Annotated in this window: 16 protein-coding genes; 12 read left to right on the top strand and 4 right to left on the bottom strand. The window is 54.2% G+C overall.

Annotation, left to right across the window (positions count from 1 at the left end):
* Positions 1-12 precede the first annotated feature (12 nt).
* The 6 genes from ACWAU4_RS07195 (at position 13) to ACWAU4_RS07170 (ending at position 6213) form a co-directional block, all read left to right on the top strand.
* On the top strand, positions 13-1281 hold the full coding sequence (locus ACWAU4_RS07195; RefSeq protein WP_208126136.1) for an amidohydrolase family protein: 1269 nt from the start codon (positions 13-15) through the stop codon (positions 1279-1281).
* Positions 1282-1342: 61 nt separating this feature from the next.
* On the top strand, positions 1343-1723 hold the full coding sequence (rcsF, locus tag ACWAU4_RS07190) for an Rcs stress response system protein RcsF (RefSeq protein WP_028779067.1): 381 nt from the start codon (positions 1343-1345) through the stop codon (positions 1721-1723).
* Between the two features lie 10 nt (positions 1724-1733).
* On the top strand, positions 1734-2468 hold the full coding sequence (tsaA, locus tag ACWAU4_RS07185) for a tRNA (N6-threonylcarbamoyladenosine(37)-N6)-methyltransferase TrmO (RefSeq protein WP_025009419.1): 735 nt from the start codon (positions 1734-1736) through the stop codon (positions 2466-2468).
* Entirely contained in the window at positions 2465-3118 is a 654-nt protein-coding gene (locus tag ACWAU4_RS07180; RefSeq protein ID WP_208125664.1) for an acyltransferase, read from the top strand. Before tsaA ends, ACWAU4_RS07180 begins: the two co-directional genes overlap by 4 nt.
* A gap of 16 nt (positions 3119-3134) precedes the next feature.
* Positions 3135-4382 carry a diguanylate cyclase domain-containing protein gene (locus tag ACWAU4_RS07175; protein WP_208125663.1) on the top strand — a complete coding sequence of 416 codons (1248 nt, stop codon included), beginning with the start codon at positions 3135-3137 and terminating at the stop codon, positions 4380-4382.
* Positions 4383-4494: 112 nt separating this feature from the next.
* A complete protein-coding gene (locus tag ACWAU4_RS07170) occupies positions 4495-6213 on the top strand; it encodes a proline--tRNA ligase (RefSeq protein WP_028779063.1) in 1719 nt (572 codons plus the stop codon).
* A 159-nt stretch (positions 6214-6372) separates the two neighbouring features.
* Here the strand turns inward: ACWAU4_RS07170 and grpE are convergent, their stop codons facing one another.
* A complete protein-coding gene (grpE, locus tag ACWAU4_RS07165; protein ID WP_025009423.1) occupies positions 6373-6990 on the bottom strand; it encodes a nucleotide exchange factor GrpE in 618 nt (205 codons plus the stop codon).
* A gap of 94 nt (positions 6991-7084) precedes the next feature.
* On the opposite strand from grpE, the gene nadK reads away from it, so the two are divergent.
* From nadK to ACWAU4_RS07135, 6 genes are all read left to right on the top strand, one after another.
* On the top strand, positions 7085-7963 hold the full coding sequence (gene nadK, locus ACWAU4_RS07160; protein ID WP_025887624.1) for an NAD(+) kinase: 879 nt from the start codon (positions 7085-7087) through the stop codon (positions 7961-7963).
* 638 nt (positions 7964-8601) lie between these two features.
* A complete protein-coding gene (locus tag ACWAU4_RS07155; RefSeq protein WP_044734016.1) occupies positions 8602-10248 on the top strand; it encodes an L-lactate permease in 1647 nt (548 codons plus the stop codon).
* A gap of 80 nt (positions 10249-10328) precedes the next feature.
* On the top strand, positions 10329-13133 hold the full coding sequence (locus tag ACWAU4_RS07150; RefSeq protein WP_107005697.1) for an FAD-binding and (Fe-S)-binding domain-containing protein: 2805 nt from the start codon (positions 10329-10331) through the stop codon (positions 13131-13133).
* A 313-nt stretch (positions 13134-13446) separates the two neighbouring features.
* Entirely contained in the window at positions 13447-14190 is a 744-nt protein-coding gene (locus ACWAU4_RS07145) for a (Fe-S)-binding protein (RefSeq protein ID WP_045282525.1), read from the top strand.
* Between the two features lie 10 nt (positions 14191-14200).
* Positions 14201-15577, top strand: coding sequence for a lactate utilization protein B (locus ACWAU4_RS07140; protein WP_062793310.1), 1377 nt, complete (start codon positions 14201-14203; stop codon positions 15575-15577).
* Positions 15578-15581: 4 nt separating this feature from the next.
* Positions 15582-16151, top strand: coding sequence for a LutC/YkgG family protein (locus ACWAU4_RS07135; protein ID WP_054744010.1), 570 nt, complete (start codon positions 15582-15584; stop codon positions 16149-16151).
* 71 nt (positions 16152-16222) lie between these two features.
* On the opposite strand, the gene ACWAU4_RS07130 is transcribed toward ACWAU4_RS07135, so the two are convergent.
* From ACWAU4_RS07130 to ACWAU4_RS07120, 3 genes are all read right to left on the bottom strand, one after another.
* Positions 16223-17335, bottom strand: a complete 1113-nt coding sequence (locus ACWAU4_RS07130) for an energy transducer TonB (RefSeq protein ID WP_052657966.1) — start codon at positions 17333-17335, stop codon at positions 16223-16225.
* A 176-nt stretch (positions 17336-17511) separates the two neighbouring features.
* Positions 17512-18306 carry a slipin family protein gene (locus ACWAU4_RS07125; RefSeq protein WP_025009427.1) on the bottom strand — a complete coding sequence of 265 codons (795 nt, stop codon included), beginning with the start codon at positions 18304-18306 and terminating at the stop codon, positions 17512-17514.
* A 1-nt stretch (position 18307) separates the two neighbouring features.
* Positions 18308-19753 carry an NfeD family protein gene (locus tag ACWAU4_RS07120; protein ID WP_454290513.1) on the bottom strand — a complete coding sequence of 482 codons (1446 nt, stop codon included), beginning with the start codon at positions 19751-19753 and terminating at the stop codon, positions 18308-18310.
* Between the last annotated feature and the right edge of the window lie 82 nt (positions 19754-19835).

Raw genomic sequence — 19835 nt, 5'->3', positions numbered from 1 at the left:
CACATGGCATCTATGCTGGCACATCTGCTGCTGGGTGGTTCGCTATTGATGTTCGCACCGGCAAAGGCCCATAACCTGATCCCGGCCGAGCGTCAGCAACAAGCCATATTATTGAAAAATGCCACGGTTCACACAGTCAGCCAAGGCACACTCGAAAATACTGATGTGCTGCTCGAGCAAGGTGTTATCAGCGCCGTAGGCCCAAGATTAACGGCCGAAAATGCCCGGGAATTTGATCTCAGTGGCAAACACCTTTATCCCGGCCTCATAGCACTGGATACCACCCTGGGCTTGGTAGAGATAGCCATGGCCAGACCAACAGTCGACAGCCGCGATGTGGGCAGTGCCAATCCGCAGCTTGAAGCCGCCAGCGCCTTCAACCCGGATTCGGAATTGCTGCCCAGTGTGCGGGCCAACGGAATCACCCACGCCCAGATAGTGCCGAGAGGCACAGGCATTGCCGGGCAATCGGCACTGGTCTCACTGGACGCCTGGACCATAGAAGATGCCCAGGTCCCATCCAAACCACAGTTCCACCTCTATTGGCCAACTGCGCCGCAAAAACAAGGTACCAGCGAGGCAAATAAGCAGGCACAAAAGGCCTATCAGGACGCGCTGTCACAGATACACAAACACTTTGAAGCGGGTAAACGCTACGCCTTGAGTCAGCAAGGCAGTGAAGGCGCCCTTGAAGACAGCCGCTGGCAAGCGCTCTTGCCTCTGTATCGCCAGGAGGCGCGGCTATTTGTCCATGCCGACAGGCAGCAGCAGATAGAGGCTGCCATTGCCCTGGCCCGTCAGTATGGATTCAAGTTAACCCTGGTCGGTGGCTATGATGCCTGGCGCCTGGGCGCAGCGCTCAATGAAATAGAGGCAAGTGTCATCTATACCCATACGCTTGACTTGCCGCTACGAGAAGATGAGCCCATAGGTCAGGCATTTAGAGTACCGGCATTGCTCAAGCGCGCTGGTATTCCCTTCGCCCTCGGCTTCAGCTCCGATTGGGACAGCCGTAACCTGCCGCTGGCCGCGGGCCAAACCGTGGCTTGGGGGCTCAGTAAAGAGCAGGCGCTCAAGGCCATTACACAAGATGCCGCCAAGATACTGGGGGTAGACAACCTGGGGGCGGTAGCGCCCGGGTTTCAGGCCAATATTGTGGTCAGCAGCGGCGATATTCTCGATCCCATGAGCAGCCGGATAGAGCTGATGTTTATCGACGGCAGGCAGGTGGATCTCAACAATCGTCATCGGCAGCTTTATCAAAAGTATTTGAAGCGATAGAATTTCCCATACAGCTCCCGGGATGGCCGGGAGCATGGACGAATAACTATAAGGCCGGGCCATGAAACCGATTTTTCTCTCCACTCTGGTACTGCTGCTTGGCGGCTGCGCCGGGGAATACAGCTTCAATTCCAACCTGGACAGCCAGGCTATCCAGGAGTATTTCAAACCCTCGGAAGTACAGCTGTTCGATGGCAGTCGGCCAACAGGCCAATATGAAGTGCTGGGATTGGTTGAAGGCAATGCCTGTCAGTCTGAGCTCGATGGTGTACCGGCTTCCATGGCCGATGCCCGCACTGAGGCGCGCCGGGCGGCCGCCGACATGAAGGCCAATGGTCTTATCATTAAAAACTGTGTCGAAACCCAGGAAGCCGCAGCCGGTTGCTACACCAGCGCCATGTGTGTCGGCCAGGCTATTCGCCTGGCAACCCCGAAGGAGTAAGCCTGACGTTATGGGGTTTTCGACTCAGATAGAAGCGGTAGCCTATTGCCGGACACCATATAAACAGAAGTTTGGTATTCCTCGTCAGCCGGGCTTGGTGGATTTTGTTCGCGGTTTTGTCGAACTGACAGCGCCCTACAATCATATTGATGCGGTGCGTGGGCTGGAGCAGTATTCCCACCTCTGGTTACTGTTCTGCTTTCATGAAAATCTGGCCCAGGGCTGGAAAACCACGGTGCGCCCTCCCCGGCTCGGCGGCAATGAAAAGCTTGGGGTGTTTGCCACCCGCTCCACCTTCAGGCCCAATGGCATTGGCCAATCTGTGGTGAAGCTGCATCAGATCCACCAAGGCAAAGGCAAGGTGGTCCTGGAGATCTCCGGCATGGACCTGCTCGATGGCACTCCGATAATCGACATCAAGCCCTACATCCCCTTCTCGGATGCGATACCCGAGGCGATAGGCGGCATAGCGCAGCAGGCTCCCGAGCAGGTTGAGGTCAGCTTCAGCCATCTCGCAGTAGAACAACTGATCCGACTCGAGAAACGCTATCCCGGGCTGGATAAGCTCATTCAGGCGGTGCTGGCCCAGGATCCGAGACCCGCCTACAAGAAAGGCAAGCCGGATCCCAAACGCTATCAAGTAGCTCTGTATGATCTGGATATCTTCTGGCATGCCCAAGAGCAAGGCATTGAGGTCGAAACCATACAGCCCTTTTGTGCCAAAGCGTCCGGCGCCGGTGCATGAGTGATTTTACCCCCTCAGCTGATGACTATCAGGCGCAACACAAGAGGCGCCTCTCCTGGATGCCCTGGCTCTGGTATCGCCTCAAACCCAAGCATCTCGAGTGGGCCCTTCCCTGGCAACAGGCGATTCAGGCCAGGCTCCAAGCCCTTGAAACCATCAGCATAGGGCAAAACTGCTTTATCGCCCCCGAGGCAGAGCTGTTTGCCGAACCCGGCAGGCCGATAACCCTGGGCGATGAGTCCATGATAGCCGCCAACTCCTTTCTGCATGGGCCGATACAGATAGGCCGGGAGGTCAGTATCAACCACGGCTGCTCGCTGGATGGCGGCAGTCGCGGCATAGTGATAGGTGACAAGACCCGTATTGCCAACAATGTCACCATCTACGCCTTCAATCATGGTATGGCGCCGGATATGCCCATCTATCGTCAGAGCAGCCAATCCAAGGGGATTGTGATTGGCGAGGATGTCTGGATTGGCGCCCAGGCCGGTATCGTCGATGGTGTTACCATAGGCGACTGCGCCGTCATTGCCATGGGCGCCATTGTCACAAAGTCGGTACCCGCGTTTGCCATAATGGCGGGAAATCCTGCTAGAGTAGTGGGAGATAGACGCGATAAGCCACTGACGGGCAGTGAAAAAAATCAATAAGAGGAAGTTGAGCGCCATGGATTGCCAAACCCGCCAAAACCCAAAACCGCCAAGAAGCATGTCACTTGGCTTGCCGGGGATCCGCAGCCGGTTACTGCTGAGTTTTTTTCTGCTTGCGGGGCTGATAGTGTTTTTTGGCGGAGCCAGCCTCTGGGTGATGGAGCGTACAGGCAAGGCCCATATCGCCGAGCTCCAGGATCAGAAACTGCTGCTGCAAACCATCAAAGCCAACCAGATGCAGCATCTGGCACTGCTGAAACTCAAAAACAACTGGCCTACCTATCCCTCCAACGAGCGGGAGGCGATCCTCGACGAAACCAGGCTGAGACAACAACAGATAATAACCACCCTGAGTCAGTTTACCCTGGCGGCCAAAGAATATGACGAGGCCCTGGCTCTTGGACAACAGCTGTCAGTGATGAGTGGTCAGCCTTTGAGAGCACCACATATGACCGGCATGATAAGTGCCATAGATAATCTTTCTCTGCGCCTGTCCGGCATAGGGCTGACCCACCTGGATGCCCAGGCACAAAAGAACAGCAAATCGCTGATGCAAACCCTGCTATGGCTGGTGCTCGGGTCACTGGCGCTGATAGTTCTGAGTCAAACTGTGGCCTGGACTGTACTTGGCCGCCACCTGCTCAAACCCTTGTTGCAGACCAGCCACAAGCTCAGCGAATTGGCGGAACAAAACTTCGGTGGCAACTCCCCAAATGCCGTGAATCGGGAAACACTCAAGATAAACCATGCGCTGTTGTCCCTTGAGGCCCAAATGAGTGCCTTGACCAGCGAGCAACAACAGGACGAACTCACAGGGCTCTATAACCGCCGCAGCTTCAACCAACTGTTGAAGCAGGCCTGGCACAAAGCGGTAGTGAAACAGCACAGGATAGGCCTGTTGCTCATTCAGAGCGATCAGGCCATTGCCAGCGAAACCCTGTTGCATTTGGCCCAAAGGCTGCTGGACTTTGAAATTAGCGGTGAACATTTTCTGGCGCGATTACAACAATCTCAATTGGCACTGTTACTGCCAGACCGGGATCCGGAAGCCTGTATCCGCATTGCCCAGAGCCTCAATCAATTTGTGCTGGCGGCCAATCTGAGAGCCAAGGCCCAAAGCCCAAGACTGACAGTCTCTATCGGTGTGGCCAACATCCAACCGGCCAGGCAACTCGGTTGGGACACCCTGGTATTTCAGGCTGAAGAAGCCCTGCTCAGCGCCCAAAACCGCGGCGGCAATTGCAGCGCCGGCGCCAATCAGTAGCCGACAGGCTAAATTCGAGCAAGGAAAGGGGAATTTATCCGCCCTGGCCGCGTGACATCATCAAAGCAAGTGATAAAATGGCGGCCATTCAATTCATTTCGGACCCAAGGTAATGCGAGTCAGTCAATACCTGTTATCAACACAGAAAGAAAACCCTGCCAATGCAGAGATAGTCAGTCATCAGCTTATGCTGCGCGCCGGTATGATACGTCGCAACGCCTCAGGCCTCTATAGCTGGCTGCCGTCCGGCCTGCGCGTACTGCGCAAGGTCGAAGCCATTGTGCGTGAAGAGATGAACAAGGCCGGTGCCATCGAAATTCTGATGCCCATGGTACAGCCGGGGGATCTCTGGGTGGAAACAGGTCGCTGGGACAAGTTTGGCCCGGAACTGCTGCGCTTTGTAGACCGTCACAATCGTGACTTCGTTCTGGGCCCGACCCATGAAGAAGTGATTACCGATCTGGTGCGCAAAGAAGTTAGCTCCTACAAGCAACTGCCGCTGACCCTGTATCAAATCCAGACCAAATTCCGTGATGAAGTCCGCCCACGCTTCGGTGTCATGCGCTCACGTGAGTTCCTGATGAAAGATGCCTACTCTTTCCATCTGGATCAGCAAACCATGGATGATACCTATCAGGCCATGTACACGGCTTACAGCAACATCTTGTCGCGCATGGGCCTGGCCTTCCGCCCTGTACTGGCAGATACCGGCTCTATCGGTGGCAGCATGTCACACGAGTTCCATGTTCTGGCCAACAGCGGTGAAGATCTGATTGCCTACTCCAATGGCAGCGACTATGCCGCCAATATCGAGAAAGCCGAAGCGCCGCTGCCAACCACAGAGCGCGCCGCGCCTACTCAAGAAATGACCTTGGTAGACACACCCAATGCCAAGACCATAGACGAACTGGTTGAGCAGTTTGACCTGGATATCACCAAGACGGTTAAGACACTGATAGTCAAAGGCGCCACCGAAGAAGCCCCGCTGGTAGCCCTGATTGTCCGTGGCGACCATGAGCTGAACGAAGTCAAAGCCGACAAACTGGAACTGGTTGCCGCGCCGCTGGAATTTGCCTCTGAAGCGGAAATTCGTGACGCGCTGGGAGCCGGCCCAGGCTCTCTCGGTCCAGTCGGTCTGACTATTCCTGTGGTCATAGATCACAGTGTTGCCGTGATGAGCGACTTTGCCGCCGGCGCCAACCTAGACGACAAACATTATTTCGGTATCAACTGGGAGCGGGATCTGCCGCTGGCCAGCGCCGCCGATATCCGTAACGTAGTGGAAGGCGAAACCACCCCTGACGGCAAAGGCACTTACGCCTTCGCCCGCGGTATTGAAGTTGGCCATATCTTCCAGCTGGGCACCAACTACTCTGCCGCCATGAACGCCACTGTGCTGGACGAGAATGGCAAGTCTCAGACCCTGCTGATGGGCTGTTATGGTGTCGGCGTCAGCCGCATCGTTGCTGCCGCCATCGAGCAGAATCACGATGACCGCGGTATCATCTGGCCGGAAGCGATTGCCCCATTCACAGTGGGTATTCTGCCGATGAACATGCACAAGTCACACAGAGTGACTGATACTGCCGAGCAGCTTTACAAAGAGCTGACCGATGCAGGTATCGAAGTGCTGTTTGACGACCGTAAAGAGCGCCCTGGCGTGATGTTTGCCGATATGGAGCTCCTGGGTCTGCCTCACACCATAGTGATTGGCGATCGCAATCTGGATGCCGGTGTTTATGAATATAAGAACCGCCGCACCGGAGAAAAGCAGGAAGTGCCTATGGCGGAGATAGTGGACTTTATCAAAAAGGCCGCTGGCCAGAAGTAAGCTCCTGAATTCAAGAGCCCCCAGGCTCCAGAAAACCCAGGAACAAGAAAGCCGAGCTTAGCTCGGCTTTTTCATGGCTGGAAACCTGCTTGCATATAAAAAACCGCAGATAAGTCTGCGGTTTTTTAGTCTCGCCGCTATGGGCGTTTTAGTGCGCTATCAGGCTTGGGTATCAACACCTTCACCACCCTTGGACACCATTACCATGGCAGGACGCAGCAGACGCTCATTGAGCTGATAGCCCTTTTGCATAACCAGCATCACAGTATTGGCCGGGAACTCGGCGCTTGGCTGCATGCCAATGGCTTGATGCTGCTCAGGGTTAAAGGCTTCACCCATAGGATCTATCTGCTTGACCCCGAACTTCTCCACCGCGGACAGGAAGCTTTTCAGTGTCAGCTCAACCCCTTCAAACAAAGGCTTGGTGGCTTCATCGGCCTTATCGGCACCCACCAGAGCACGCTCCATGTTATCGATCACAGGCAGCAGCTCATTGCTGAACTTTTCCAGGGCAAACTTATGCGCCTTCTCCACATCCTGCGCCGCCCGGCGACGGATGTTGTCAACTTCAGCTGCGGCACGGATGACAGAATCTTTCTGCTCCTCAACTGTCGCCTGTGCGTCAGATAAAGCCTGCTCCAGCTCCTCAATACGGAAGTTCGCCTGAGTCAGCTCGTCGATAATGCCGCCTTCCTCAGCTATGCCCTCGGTGGTTTCAACCTGGTCAACCACTTCTTCGACCTGTTCCTGCTCTGCTTTAAATGACTCTTTGTTCATTTCTACTCCAGCTAAAAATGCTTTGTTTCTGCATACTCTGGGCATATTATGGGGATCAAATTGACCGTTTCAACCCCCAGAGTTCCCAAAATCTATGTCCACTGAGTTTCATACTATAGGCCTGATAGGAAAACCCCACCATCAGGGGACCAACCTGACCCTCAAGCGCCTGCATCATTGGCTGAAAATGCAGGGCTATGATGTGCTGGTGGAAGAGAGAGTCGCGGCCGAACTCGGGAAAGATGTGCGCGCGGTAGACCTACTGGATATCGGCGAACACTGTGATCTGGCGATAGTCGTCGGGGGGGATGGCAATATGCTGGGCGCGGCCCGGGTTCTGGCACGCTTCGATCTCGGCGTTATCGGTGTCAACCGCGGCAATCTGGGGTTTTTAACCGATCTGCCGCCGGATGCCTTTGAGGAATCTCTGGCCAAGGTGCTGGATGGTGAATATGCCACAGAACACAGATTCCTGCTGGAAGCCGAGGTTTATCGCCACGGTGAAGTCAAAGCCAGCAATACCGCCGTCAATGAGGCCGTACTGCATCCGGGCAAGATAGCCCACATGATCGAGTTTGAGGTCTATATCGACAACCAGTTCATGTACAGCCAACGGGCCGATGGCATGATAGTGTCTACACCGACCGGCTCAACCGCCTATTCGCTGTCGGCCGGCGGCGCAATATTGACCCCCAATCTCGAGGCGCTGATCCTGGTGCCCATGTTTCCCCATACCCTCTCCTGCCGCCCTATAGTGGTCGACGCTTCCAGCACCATCAAACTGGTGGTGTCACCGGAAAACGGCGAAAACCTGGAAGTGAGCTGTGACGGCCATGTCACCTTATCTGTAATGCCGGGCGATGAAATTATTCTGAGGCGCAGCAAGGAGCGGCTCAAACTCATCCACCCAAAGGGGCACAACTACTTTCACGTCTTGCGCAACAAATTGGGCTGGGGCAGTAAACTCTTTTGAAGCCGGCGCTTGGGCGATGTCAGCTTGCCACTCAATCCAACTTAGTTAAAGCACCTGAGAATAAAGGTGCTTTTTTGTTATTTATTTTCAAAAAATGTAAAACACCATTCACGTGACCAAGATCACAATTTACTGCGCTCGATAAAACAGTGATCTGCATCACTCATAAACAAAAGTCAGAACAATCACAACCTGTTGATTATTAACAATATAAGCAACACCACATAAAACCCAACTTCACCAAACACTCAATTAGTGTGACATGAATCACATTCAAATTTTACGATATAAGCCTGCGTTTCCATCATAAATGAAATAACAGGATCACTTTATTACCGTTTTGAGCAAAACAAAGCCATAATTCCAAGGGTTTTGGGTCATTTCCAAGATTTCTATTCCCCAAAGTTATATAAGAGCCCAACAAAAGGCGATCTTGATCACATTTAGCCATTTTGTGGCGGAGATACTGCTCCCATAACCAAAAACTTAAGCCACATACGAAAGGCAAGATGATCCAGATCATTTTGGTTCCGGGTAAATTAACCATGATAAGCACGCACAACAACAAAAGGGAAAGGCGATAGCACTTTCTCAACACCACAATAAGCACAAGCAACATATGAAATGATGAGGCAACCATGACATTTCTACAGTTACTCGCAAGCCTGACACCCGTGATCAGCGTCATGCTGTTCCTGGTGTTGCTCCGGATGCCCGCATCCAGAGCTATGCCAATCTCCATGGTGATCACCGCCCTGGCCGCCGTTTTTATCTGGCAGATGGACACTACCCTGCTGGCCGCCTCCGTGGTTGAAGGCCTGCTGTCGGCGATTACTCCTTTGACCATCATCTTCGGTGCGGTCTTCCTGCTCAACACCCTGAAATATTCAGGCGCCATGGATACCATTCGTGCCGGTTTTACCAATATCAGCGCAGATGCCAGGGTCCAGGTGATCATCATCTGTTGGCTGTTCGGCTCCTTTATTGAAGGCTCTGCCGGTTTTGGTACCCCTGCCGCTATCGGCGCACCTCTGTTGGTACTCTTGGGTATCCCACCGGTTGCGGCCGCCGTGGTAGCCCTGATTGCCGACTCAACTTCAGTGTCTTTCGGCGCTATCGGTCTACCGGTGCTCTTTGGTATGGAGCAGGGTCTGCTCGAAGGCGGTACCAGCATGGCTGCGGCACAAATTGCCGAACATGGCGGTCACTTCAGCGATTATGCCCAGTTCATTGCCATGCATATGATCACCATAGATCTGATAACAGGTACGCTGATCCCCTTGGTAATGGTGTCTGTGCTGACAGGCTTCTTTGGTCGCAATAAGTCCTTCAAGGAAGGCTTTGCCATCTGGAAATTCGCCCTGTTCGCCGGTTTGGCCTTTACCATTCCTGCCTGGCTGATCAACTTCTTCGCCGGCCCAGAGTTCCCTTCAGTGATTGGTGCCCTGGTCGGTATGGCACTGGTTATCCCGGTTGCCCGCAAAGGCTGGTTACTGCCGAAAACGCCTTGGAATGACTTTGCCGAAAACGACAAGGAAGCAGAAACAGCTAAAGTGGAAACCAAGGCGCGCTTCTCTCAGTTGGCCGCCTGGACTCCGTACCTGATCATGGCCGCTCTCTTGGTGCTTTCTCGTGTGGTACAGCCACTGAAAGCCTGGCTGAACGGTTTCAATATCAGTTGGACCGGCCTGTTGGGCACTGAGCTCAAAGCCAGCTTCGCCACCTTCTTTGCACCGGGCGCCTTCTTTGTTGCCGTGTGTATTCTGGGCTTCTTCCTGTTCAGAATGAACTCCAAGGCCATTAAAGAATCGGTCACGGTTTCCTGCAAGTCCATGGTGCCAACCATTATCTCTCTGGGTGCCTCTGTACCCATGGTGAAAATCTTCCTTAACTCAGGCACCAACAGTGCCGGTCTGCAGTCAATGCCGGTAGCACTGGCGGATATGCTGGCCGGAAGCCTCGGCAGTGTCTGGGCCTGGATTTCACCTATAGTCGGTATTTTCGGTGCATTCCTGTCGGGTTCGGCTACCTTCTCCAACATGATGTTCTCTGGCCTGCAATACAGCGTGGCCGATAATATAGGAGCCAACCACGCGCTGATCCTGGCACTGCAAGGTATTGGCGCCAACGCCGGTAACATGATGTGCGTGATGAACGTGGTCGCGGCGGCAACTGTGGTCGGTATGGCCGGTCGCGAATCTGAAATCATCCGCAAGACTATGCCCGTGGCGCTTGGCTATGCTTTACTGGCCGGTACCCTGGCGGTGATCTGGGGCGGATTCTAAAAACGATAATAATCCTTCGATAAGGCAGCCGCCTTTAGCGCTGCCTTTATTATCAAATTTAATGTGTAGAGAAATGTCTTATGTCTATCAACTATGAAGCCGTGATCCGCGACCTGCGTAAACAGTTGGGAGAAGCCGCCGTCAGTGATGATCCTGTGCGCCGCTTTGCCTGGTCAACCGATGCCAGCTATTTCCGAATAGTGCCCGAGGTGGTGGTACATGCCGAAGAGCTGGAGCAGGTAAAACGTACTCTTGCGGTGGCCAGAAGCTACGGCGCTCCGGTAACTTTCCGCGCCGCAGGTACCAGTCTGTCGGGTCAGGCCATAGGTGAAGGCATCTTGCTTATCCTGGGATTCGACGGTTTCCGCACTCTGGATATCAGTGAAGACAGCAACAAGGTCACTCTGGGTGCGGCTGTTATTGGCGCCGACGCCAACGCCGCCCTCAAACCTTTGAATAAGAAAATCGGCCCGGATCCGGCAACTCTGGCTTCGGCCATGGTGGGCGGTATCGTCTCCAACAACGCTTCCGGTATGTGCTGCGGCACGGCTCAAAACAGCTACCAAACCATCTCCTCAGTAAAACTGCTGCTGGCCGATGGCACAGAGCTGGATACCGGCAGCGAAGAGTCCAGAGAAGCCTTCCGTCAGTCACACCCCGAACTACTCAAGGCACTGGCAGATTTGGGTGCCATGGCTCGCGGTAATGAGACACTGGCAGCGCGAATTCGTAAAAAGTTCGCCATTAAAAACACTACAGGTTACAGCCTCAACGCCCTGGTGGATTTTGAAGACCCCTTCGATATCATCAACCACATCATAGTTGGCGCCGAAGGCACCCTGGCGTTTGTTAACGAAGTCACCTATCACACAGTGGACGAAGCTAAATTCAAGGCCTCGGCCATGGCAGTATTCTTCAATATGGAAGATGCAGCCCGGGCAATCCCCCCTATTCAGGGCGAAAGCGTGGCTGCGGCCGAGCTGCTGGACTGGGCCTCCATCAAGGCGGTAACAGGCAAAAAGGGTATGCCGGATTGGCTTGCCGAACTGCCGGAAGGCGCTGCGATTTTGCTGATAGAATCCCGCGCCAATGATGATGAAACTTTGGAACGCTATACCCAGGACGTTATCGCCAAGCTGGCGCATATTGAGACCGAGCGCCCCATCAGCTTCAGCCGTGACCCGGCCGTTTACGGTAAATATTGGGCCATGCGCTCCGGCCTATTCCCCATTATCGGTGGTGAGCGTCCCAAGGGCACTTCGGTAATCATCGAAGACGTGGCCTTCCGGGTTGAAAACCTGGCCAGTGCCGCTCACGATCTGACCGAGCTGTTTCATAAGCACGGCTATCCTGAAGGGGTGATCTACGGCCACGCGCTGGCCGGCAACTTCCACTTTATCATTACCCCTAAATTCGGCTCCCAGGCCGATATCGAACAGTTCCATCAATTTATGGAAGCGGTCGCCGATATGGTGATCAACAAGTACGACGGTTCGATGAAGGCCGAGCACGGCACAGGCCGCGCCGTGGCACCTTTTGTGGAAATGGAATGGGGTAGTGACGCCTACACCCTGATGAAAAACATCAAGCAGATCTTCGATCCCGAAGGATTGCTGAACCCTGGGGTGATCCTCAACGACGACAAGCAGGTACACATCAAGAATATCAAGCCCTGTCCCGAAGTGGATGACCTGGTCGATAAGTGTATCGAGTGCGGTTTCTGTGAAAAGACCTGCCCCACCTCGGCGCTGAACCTGTCACCCAGACAGCGGATAGCCACCTTGCGTGAAATAGAGCGTCTGGAACAGAGCGGCGACAAGGAAGCGGCCGAGAAGATGCGTGCCGCCGCCAAGTATGATGTAGTGGATACCTGCGCCGCCTGTCAGCTGTGTACCATTGCCTGCCCGGTAGACAATAGCATGGGCCAACTGGTCCGCAAGCTGCGTACTCCCTACATCACCACCACAGAGCAGAAGGTTCTGGACTTCCAGGCCAAGCACTGGGGCGCCGTCAACCAGGTGCTGAGCACAGGCTTTGATGCCCTGGGCACAATACACAAACTCACGGGCACGGGTATCACCTCAGGGCTGATGAACATGGGCCGGGCGATTTCCAAAGAAGTGCCTTACTGGAACCCTGACTTCCCCAAAGGCGGTAAGCTGCCCAAGCCTTCGGCGCCCAAAGCCAACCAGGAAACCGTGGTCTACTTCGCCGCTTGCGGCGGCCGCACCTTCGGCCCAACGCCGCTGGATCCCGATGACCGCACCCTACCTGAAGTGGTAGTGACCTTGCTGGAGCGTGCCGGCTATAACGTGATTACGCCGGCCAAGACCCGCAATCTGTGCTGCGGCCAGATGTGGGAATCCAAAGGGGATTTCAAAAATGCCGACATGAAGCGTGATGAGCTTATCGATACACTCAGCGCCATGACAGAAGGCGGCAAGCTGCCCGTGGTTGTCGATGCTCTCTCCTGTACCTACCGTGCCCTTTCCGGTAATCCCAAGGTTGAACTACTGGATCTGGTCGAATTCCTGCACGACAAGGTATTGCCGAAACTCACCCTCACCAAGAAAGTCAATGTGGCACTGCACCTGGGGTGCTCGGCTCGCAAAATGAAGCTGGAACCCAAGATGCAAGCCATTGCCGATGCCTGCTCCGACAAGGTACTGCGCCCTGCCGGCGTCGATTGTTGTGGTTATGCCGGTGAGAAAGGTCTCTACAAACCTGAGATCAACGCCTCGGCACTGCGGAACATCAAGAAACTCATCCCCACTGACTTCAAGGAAGGCTACTATGCCAACCGTATGTGTGAGGTGGGCCTGAGCCACCACAGTGGCATCTCATACCGCCACCTGGCCTATCTGCTGGAGGAATGCAGCCGCTGATAACCGAGTAGAGGGAGCACTAAGCTCCCTCTTTTTTCATCTGTGTCAAATAATGGATTTCCGTTCGGATTACGAAACAAAAACCAAGATATTTAATCAATAAAAATCAGATAGTTACAATATTCTCATTTTTGCAAAAAAGATTTTACTCATTTACTGAATTAGCACTATTTATTGTGTGGTTATAGGCTTATATTCAAGCATATTTACCCTATGTCAGGTGATGTTCAAATACAGAGTCAGAAAGCATCTGGCCACACCGGACATAGATGATGTCGGTTAACGCAAGCAACATCCAATTAGGAAACACCAAATGAAGATAGCCTTGTTTATTCCCTGTCTGGTCAACCAGATGCTGCCGGATGTGGCCATCGCCACCTTGGAACTGCTGGAGAAACTGGGGCACCAGGTGATCCTGCCTGAAGGCCAAACCTGTTGTGGTCAGCCCATGACCAACTCGGGTTGTTTTAACGAAGCCCGCAACACCACATTGAAGCTGCTCAACGCCTTCAAGGGAGTCGAATGCGACGCTATCGTCTGTCCTGCCGCCTCTTGCCTGGTGGCAGCCAAGGAAAACTTCCATGAATTTGACGACAGCCCGGAAGCCGCAGCCGTTATCGCCAAGCTGTACGAACTGACCGAGTTCCTGCACGATGTCGCCCCGGTAGAGAGCTTCCCCAAGGCCTTCCCCCACAAAGTGAGCCTGCAGTTGAGCTGTCACGGTATCCGTATGCTGGATCTCGCCAGCCCCAGCGAATATATGGGCCCACGTTACAACAAGATGGAAGCCCTGCTGGAACGCATTCCCGGCATAGAGATCACCTATCCGGATCGCCGCGACGAATGCTGTGGCTTCGGCGGTACCTTTGCGGTGGATGAAGGTGCAGTGTCGGCCAAGATGGGTAAAGACAAGGCTCAGGCCCATGCGGCCACGGGAGCAGACTTTGCCGTCGGTTTCGACCCATCCTGTCTGATGCATCTGGATGGCATGATCCGCCGCCAGAAGCTGCCGATTGAAACCCGCCATCTGGCGCAGATCCTCAACGCTGCCATTTAGGGAGATAGCCATGTCACAGACACAAGGGGCCAACGCCCACGCCAGCCAGGCAGAGATCTTCTGCCGTGATGAGTCCAGAGTCGATTGGCATTCCAAAGCCCTGTGGGTGTTGCGGGAAAAACGCGACCGCGCCGCCGGCAGCCTGCCCGAGTGGGAACAGCTGAGGGATCTGGGTTCGGCTATCAAGCTGCATACCCTGACCAATCTGGCCAAGTATCTGGAAGAGTTCGAAGCCAACTGTATCCAGAACGGCATTCAAGTGCATTGGGCCAAAGACGGCGCCGAGCATAACCGTATAGTGCATGAGATTCTGGCCCGCCATCAGGTGAAGAAACTGGTGAAGTCCAAGTCCATGCTCACCGAAGAGTGCCACCTCAACCCCTTTCTCGAGAGCAAGGGCATAGAGGTTATAGACACTGACCTGGGTGAACGTATCATTCAGCTGAAAAAGCAGCCACCTTCACATATTGTGGTTCCCGCCATTCACCTCAAGAAAGAGGAAGTGGGCGAGTTGTTCCATGAAAAACTGGGCACAGAAGCCGGCGCCAGCGACCCAACTTACCTGACCCGCGCCGCCCGAGCCCATCTGCGTGAGCAATTCCTCAGTGCCGATGCAGCCATGACTGGGGTGAATATGGCTATCGCCGACAAAGGTGCGGTAGTGGTCTGCACCAACGAAGGCAACGCTGACATGGGCTGTAACCTGCCCAAGCTGCAACTGCACTCCATGGGGATAGACAAGCTGGTACCTTCAGTGGAAAGTGCCTCGGTTTATCTGCGCACCCTGGCCCGTAACGCCACGGGGCAACCGGTAACCACCTACTCCAGCTTCTACCGCGGCCCACAGGCCGGTGGCGAGATGCATGTCATCATAGTGGACAACGGCCGCACCGAGATGCTCAAGGACAAGATCCTGGCCGAGTCGCTCAAGTGTATTCGCTGTGGTGGCTGTCTGAACACCTGCCCTGTATATCGTCGCAGTGGTGGCTACAGCTACAACTACACCATCCCGGGCCCGATTGGCATCGCCGTAGGCGCCCAGCACGATGACACCAACTCCATCGCCTGGGCTTGTACCCTGTGCGGCTCTTGCTCCTATGTGTGCCCCACCAAGGTGCCATTGGACAAGATCATCTTCCGTCAGCGTCGCCTCAAGGCCGAGTCGGGTCAACTGCCATATGGCAAAGGCAGTTATATGCCTTTGGTCGGTAAGTTTATGGCCAGCACCACTATGCTGAACTGCTCCATGAGTATGGCAAGACTGGGCTTGAGAATACTGCCCGGCAGCCTGCTCAAGCCGTTCTCCGGCGCCTGGGGTAAATATCGTGAACTGCCCAAGGCACCCGCCTCCAGTTTCGAGGCCTGGTTCAAGAAAAACAGGAGCTAACCAGATGTCCAGCAAATCTCTTATTTTGGATGCCCTCAAGTCCTGTGCACTTGAAGGACACAATATGCCGACCATAGATGTGGCCCCCCGACTGGATGACCTGATTGGTCAGTTTGAAACCAATCTGGGAACCGTTGCCGGCAAGCTGCATAAGCGTGGTGGTTTTACCGAGCTGCAGCAGCAGGTCGATGCCTTGATTGCCGAAGGCAAGCAAGTGATTTCTCAGGTGGAAGGGGTAACAGGTAACCGTGAAGTGCCCGCTGACAGCCATGATCTGCGTGATATCGATTATGCCGTGATCAAGGGTCAAGTGGGTGTTGCCGAAAATGGTGCCATCTGGGTCAGTCAGAAATCTCTGTCCCACAGGATCACGCCCTTTATCTGTGAGAACCTGTTCCTGGTACTGGAAGCCGATGCCATTGTCGCCAACATGCATGAAGCGGCCGACAAGATAATCTTGGACTCGGGTGAGTTTGGGGTGTTTATTGCTGGCCCATCCAAGACGGCTGACATTGAGCAGGCCCTGGTGGTTGGTGCCCACGGCGCCTGTAGCCTGAATGTCTTCCTTATCTAACTCAGGATGAGGAAGACAAAAACGCCGGCAACTGCCGGCGTTTTTATTGGGCTACAATCCGCTCTGCAGCCTTAAAGCGTGAAGGAAATCTTTGACCACGTCTTGGCACTAACGGGCTTACCATCGACAAACTTGGGTGCATAACGCCACTTTGACACGGCTTTGACGGTTTCGGTTTCAAACTGCTTGCCACCCTTGGAATCCAGCACTTCCACATGGCTGACAAAGCCCTGTTCGTTTACAGTCACTTCCACGTTGACCCAACCTTCTCGGCTCATCCTGGCGTACTGAATTGGATAACCGGGCACGGCACGAAACAAGGGCCGCTGCTCCTGATCCACACTCCAGGGGCGCATATTGCCTATCGCCTGACAGTGTTGAGTCGCTTTGTCTTCTTCTCCATTGCGGGAATAGAGTTCGACCAGATAGGCATGAGCCGACAGCGCGACAGGCGCATCAAAGGGTAATACCTTGAGCTGCTCTATCACTTCCAGCAACAGAGGTTCGGCCTTGACGTACTTTTGCTCCGCCAGATAGATGGCTGCCACAGCTGTATCGGCATTGACCCTCTGCAATGAATCCTTTGGTGCAAGTTCGTGGTAAATCTTCTGGGCATCGAGGGCATAGGCCCGAGCCTCGCGGTCATAAACCTCAGTCACAACGAGATCGTTAAAAGCTTCGAGACGCACTGCGGCGGACAGCAGCCGGTCATTTTTGCCATCAGCCAAGGCTATGGCCTGCTGGTAAAGCTTAGCCGCCTCTTTGGGATTGCTGCTGTGCGCAAGCCCCATCATAGGGTCGAGCACTTCCAAGGCCTGTTCGCCATACAGCGCTTGATAGCTTTGCAACGCTTGCTGATATAAGACTTTGCTCCTTTGCTGATTGGCAATTCCCTGCTCATCCAACATCAGATTACGCGGCTGTTGCAGCGCCTTGGCCAGATTCATCGACAACGCCAAAGTCGTCCTATCGGTTGCACCCAATTTGGCTTTACCGTCGGCATAGGCCTGCTCGGCAGCACTAATTATCTGAGCCTTGTCACCCTTTTCCAACGCTTGTTGATAGGCCTGATAACTTTCATCCAACCCGGCTTGGGCAGTACCGAATATAAGAGGCAGGAGCAATAGCGACAGTTTGGATACTGAAACAGGGATAGATTTAGTAGATTGCGAGAAGTTGAACATGGCGCGTCTTCCTTAACACTGAGTATCTAGCACTTTTATGGATAATCGGCGCTTGGTGACTTCAAGTCACTGACTCGGCGGGCCTACTACCGAGCAAATCACAAACGCCAATAACTGCTCAAAGTAACAATATATAAACCTATTGTAAATAGCTGGTATTTTAAACAGCTCTCTGGCTAGTTTTTTGATTTTTCGGTTAAATCTTTAAATGCACCGTTTAATTTACTCAGTAACTCAAGCGGCAGCGGAAACAGGATAGTCGAATTGTTTTCCGCCGCCACTTCCGTCAGGGTATGCAGATAGCGCAGCATGATTGCATTGGGTTCTTTCCCCAGCGTCTGCGCCGCTTCCACCAGTTTTTCCGAAGCTTCCATCTCCCCCAGAGCATGGATCACCTTGGCCCGCCGCTCCCGCTCCGCCTCGGCCTGACGGGCGATGGCGCGGATCATACTCTCATTGAGATCCACGTGCTTGATTTCCACATTGGCCACCTTGATGCCCCAGGCATCTGTGTGGGAGTCGAGGATCCTTTGAATATCGGCATTGAGCATCTCCCTGTTGGCCAACATCTCGTCCAGCTCATGCTGACCGAGCACGGATCTCAGGGTGGTCTGTGCCAGTTGACTGGTGGCTGCGAGGAAGTTCTCCACATTGATAATCGCCTTTTGCGGGTCGACTACCCGAAAATAGAGCACGGCATTGACCCGCACCGAGACATTATCACGGCTGATCACATCCTGAGAGGGCACATCCATCACTATGGTTCGAAGATCCACCCGCACCATCTGCTGCACCACAGGGATCAGTATGATAAGCCCAGGCCCCTTGACCCGGTAAAAACGCCCAAGAAAGAAAATCACCCCACGTTCATACTCCCTGAGGATGCGGAACATGCTGATAAGCAAGGCCGCAAACAGCACCAATAACACCCCAAAGGAAATATTCAAACTACCGCTGATAGCTTCGCCCATGTCAGTCTCCTCTGCGTTGATTTTCAGTCAGCTCGATATCACCACTTTTCACCTCGGCCAGCTTGAGTACCAGCCCCTTAAGGCCCAAAACCCGCACCCGTTGCCCTGGGCTCAAGGCCTGTTCGCAATCACCTTGCCAATCTTCCCCCATAAAGTGCACCCGGCCGCGCCCGGGAAAGCCGTCTATCACCCTGGCATATTTCCCTACCATCCCCTCGGCGCCGGCCACTCCGGACAATTTGCGAGTTTTGAACACAAAGCTGATCAGTAGCAGGAAAAACAGCAGGCTCACGACGCTGACCAGAGCGATCACAGGCCAGGCGATACGAAAGGCTTCCACTTCACTGTCCACCAAAAATACCGACCCCAGCACAAAGGCGGCCAGGCCGCCGAAACCTAAAATCCCAAAGCTCGGCAGCATGGCCTCGGCGAGCAGCAAAGTAATTCCCAAGAGCAATAAACCACCACCGGCATAGCTGATGGGGAGCAGCTGGAAGGCATACAAGGCCAACAGCAAACAGATCCCTCCTATTACGCCGGGCAACATGGCGCCAGGACTGTAAAACTCCAGCAGCAAACCGTAGATCCCTAATAACATCAGTATGTAAGCGATATTGGGGTTGGTCAGCAGATTGATGAAACGGGCACGCCAATCCGGGCTGCGATCCAGCACTATGGCGTTTTCGGTTTTGAGTATCCAAGCACCACCTGGCATGGCTACCGACTTGCCATCAAGTATGGCCAGGAGTTGCTGCGGCGTATCGGCGATATAGTCGATAACATTGGCCTCCAGCGCTTCCGAGGCCGTCAGGGTCGCCGCTTCCCGCACCGCCTTCTCCGCCCACTCGACATTACGCTGACGCAGCTCCGCCAGTGCCCGAATATAAGCAATGGCATCATTGAGCTGCTTGCGCTCAAGTTTTTGACTGTTGCTGTCGCCTACAGGTTTTTTGGCTTCATTCTCTGACGGCTTGGGCTCCGGTTGCTCATTTCCCATGGGTCCCAGTTGCACAGGTGTTGCCGCCCCAAGACTGGTGGCACTCGCCATGGCGGCGATATGACAGGCATATAAGATGTAAGTCCCGGCGCTGGCTGCGCGGGCACCGGATGGATAGACCAGGCAGGCAACCGGCACCCTGGAACCGAGAATCGCTTGATTGATATCCCGCAGGCTGGATACCAGGCCTCCCGGGGTATCCAGAGTGATCAACACCAACTGACTGCCTGGGGTTGCAGCTGCACTCTCTATCCCCCGGATCAGATAGTCGCTGACACCGGGCCCTATGGCTCCTTTGACACTGAGCAGGGTAATGGTCGGCGCTGCGGCCGGGGAGTAAGGCTTTGGCCGGACGTGGTCTGCACCTAAGCCAGGCAAGATCCACAACAGAGCCAAGAGTCCTACACAGCCGCAGCGCCGGAACAAAGTATTGGCCGGCCAGCCTTTCATAACGCCCCCGGGTGGGTTTCCCCATACCTTAAGGATAGTCGGCTTTGGGGATTAGGCATAAAGCGCCCAAGTAACGGCCTTA

The sequence above is a fragment of the Shewanella sp. FeAMO genome (genome assembly GCF_053653955.1).
Note: the sequence above shows the minus strand (reverse complement) of the source record. Positions and strands in the feature narration are given on the sequence as shown.